We start from the raw sequence: 478 nt of genomic DNA, 5'->3' as shown, positions 1-478 counted from the left end.
AACGGCTGCGCTGCCGCCTTCGGCTGCCACTGCATCGAACGCCGTCGTGCGAACGGTGATGACCTTGATCGGATCGACCGATTGCACCGTGGCGATCGCATTGCCCGCGTAGATCGGACGCTCGAACGTGTCCGGCGAATCGACTGCCGTGATGTCGCTGATCTGCGCGACGTCGAGCTTCGCGGCAATACGCGGCGTGACGTTCTTGCCCGCAGCCGTTGCCGGAGCCAGGATGTGCGAGTAGTTCTTCGCAATCGCAACAACCGTCGCTTCGACGTTTTCAGCAAGACCCTGTTCGAGTTGCGGCGCGTCGGCGAGCAGCACCTTTGCAACGCCTGCGATCTTCGCGGCTGCGTCCGCTGCGGCTTGCGCGTTGTGGCCCGCGACCAGCACGTGCACGTCGCCGCCAATCTTCTGTGCTGCAGCGACCGTGTTCAGCGTCGCGGCCTTGATCGAGTGATTGTCGTGTTCAGCAATA

General features: G+C 63.0%; 1 pseudogene. It reads right to left on the bottom strand.

The features are described from left to right. A pseudogene (locus U5A58_RS40510) lies at positions 1–477 on the bottom strand (electron transfer flavoprotein subunit alpha/FixB family protein); the annotation flags it as partial. Position 478 lies beyond the last annotated feature (1 nt).

It is taken from the genome of Paraburkholderia sp. J7, assembly GCF_905220155.1.
Taxonomy (GTDB): Bacteria; Pseudomonadota; Gammaproteobacteria; order Burkholderiales; family Burkholderiaceae; genus Paraburkholderia.
This window is presented reverse-complemented; position numbering and strand designations above follow the sequence as displayed.